2 protein-coding genes are annotated in these 2393 nt (G+C 56.5%); both read right to left on the bottom strand.

The window, feature by feature from the left end; translation table 11 throughout:
- Positions 1-161: 161 nt before the first annotated feature.
- Positions 162-737: a transcriptional regulator gene (locus tag LDK53_RS19590; RefSeq protein ID WP_025758219.1), complete on the bottom strand. Its 576-nt coding sequence runs from the start codon at positions 735-737 to the stop codon at positions 162-164.
- Between the two features lie 49 nt (positions 738-786).
- Positions 787-2393 (bottom strand): protein-disulfide reductase DsbD (locus LDK53_RS19585; RefSeq protein WP_225287853.1); only part of this gene is annotated, 1607 nt, incomplete at its 5' end.

Genomic DNA, 2393 nt, shown 5'->3' with positions numbered 1-2393 from the left:
GGGGATTTTCAATCCCCTGCTCTACCGACTGAGCTATCCGGGCAACGGAGCGCATTAAACCGTAATCGCGACCGGGCGTCAACACTATTTCGGGAAAAACGGTTCAACTGCTTAACTTTACGGCAATGTGCTGGCTTCTGCAGCAAAAAGCTACACTACGCTTACGTCAACGCCCCACCCATTCGGCACTGGGCAAAGCGCAGAATATCTTCCGCCAGGCGGTGGGCCGTATCCACATCGGCCTGGCTACGGTTCACCAGCATACGGCTCAGGCAGCCTTCCAGCACCAGCTCCATCTGTTTAGCTACCATTGCCGGGTCATCCACTTCCAGACGGGTCAGCAGCTCGTGAGTGAAGTCATGCGCTGCCCGTTTTTGCTGATCCGCCAACTGATGGATAGGGTGACCAGGATCGGGGAAATAGGTACAGGCGGCGATGAACAGACAACCCGGATAGCGGTTGTTGCTGACGCATTCGGTCAGGGCCGTATAGCGCGCCAGCAACTTTTGTTCCGCGGTCAGCTCTTCATTCAGCATCAGCTGCCTGCGCCAGACATCAACCTGCTGGCTGAGATAGCGCAGGGCATCATAAAGCAGCGCCTCTTTATCCGGCCAGAAGCGCTTAAGTTCATCCACGGGGTAATCGATACGGTCGGCTACCATCTCAAGCGTGGTGCTGGCGATCCCTTGAATCTCAAGTAATTGCAGGGCTTGTCCCAGTACGTCTTCGCGTTGCACGGTTTTCTCCTCCGCTATTCCCAACGGTTTGTCCCGTCTAAAGTGTTGTTTACGGTTGGCGATTGCGCAAATGCGCGCTGAATGCCGTTGCATCCATAAACCCGGTGACACGCTGTTCTGGCTGCTCTTCCCCCTGTTCATTGAAGAACAAAATGGTGGGCAGACCAAGAACGTTAAGGTGTTTCAGCAGCGCCTTGTCCTGCGCACTGTTTGCGGTGACGTTTGCCTGGAGCAGCAGCGTCTCATTCAGCCCGCGTTGCACCTGTGGATCGCTAAAGGTGTATTTTTCAAATTCTTTGCAGGCGACACACCAGTCTGCATAGAGATCGAGCATCACCGGTTTACCTTTCGCCTCCGCCAGGGCGCTGTTGAGTTCTTCCACGTTCTTAATCTGGGTGAAGTTCAGATGCGCCTGCGTCTGACCCACGGGTGAACCAAACGCCCAGTCCTGCAGCGGGCGTACGCTCACCAGCGCGGCGGCGAGCAGAAGAATTTGCACCAGGCGCATCCACGCTTTTTTCGCCCCCAGGCTGACAATAAACGCCCAGGCAAAGAAGGTTACGCCGAGCATCGCCCACAGGCGCATACCCCAGACGTCACCGATGATGCGTTCGAGAAGGAAAACCGGCAGCGCGAGAATGACAAAGCCAAACGCAGTTTTCACCGTCTCCATCCACGGGCCGCTCTTTGGCAGCAGGCGGTTGCCAAATACTGTCACCAGCATCAGCGGCAGACCCATGCCCAGCGCATAGAGATAAAGTGTCCCGCCCCCAAGCCACATATTACCGCTCTGGGCGATATAGAGCAGGATGGCGCTCAGCGGGGCGGTGGTACAGGGAGAGCAAATTAATCCGGCGATGGCCCCCATGACAAACACGCCACCTGCCGATCCCCCTTGCTGACGGTTACTCATCAACGTTAAACGGGTTTGCAGCGCCGACGGCAGCTGCAGGGTAAACAGGCCGAACATCGACAATGCCAGCAGGATGAAGACAACCGACAAGCCAATCAGCACGTAAGGGTGCTGAAGGGCGGCCTGGAACTGTAACCCCGCAGCGGCAACCACAAGGCCAAGGGCGGTATAGGTTAACGCCATCCCCTGCACATAAATAAAGGCCAACAGCAGGGCGCGTGCGGTGGAAAGGCGTTGCTTACCCCCCAGCACGATGCCGGAGATAAGCGGATACATCGGCAGTACGCAGGGAGTAAAGGCAATGCCAATGCCAATCAGTAAGGCCCAAAGCGCTGAGAATGGAAGGTCAGCGCGATCTTCGCGCGTCTCGCCGGGTGAAGAAGGGGAAACGGCAGCCGCCGCCTTCACTTCGCTGAGCGGAACGATCTTCGTTTCTGGCGGATAGCAGAATCCGGCATCCGCACAGCCCTGATAGGTCACCGTCAGGGTCGCGCCTTTATCCGCCTGATTCACGGTAACAGGCACGCTTAAGCGCTGGCGGTAGATCTCACTCTTGCCGTAAAACTCGTCCTTGTGCCACTCGCCAGCAGGCAGTTGTAAAGCCCCTACGTTTGCCTGGGCAGGGGTAATGCTTACCTGCTTGCGGTAGAGATAATAGCCCTCTTTCACCTGCCAGGTGAGGGTCAGGTCGTGCTGGTTTTGTTGAAAATCAAAAACAAACGCCTGATCGGCCGGAATGAAGT

The sequence above is a fragment of the Enterobacter sp. K16B genome, from assembly GCF_020216105.1.
Classification (GTDB): domain Bacteria; phylum Pseudomonadota; class Gammaproteobacteria; order Enterobacterales; family Enterobacteriaceae; genus Enterobacter; species Enterobacter sichuanensis.
This window is presented reverse-complemented; position numbering and strand designations above follow the sequence as displayed.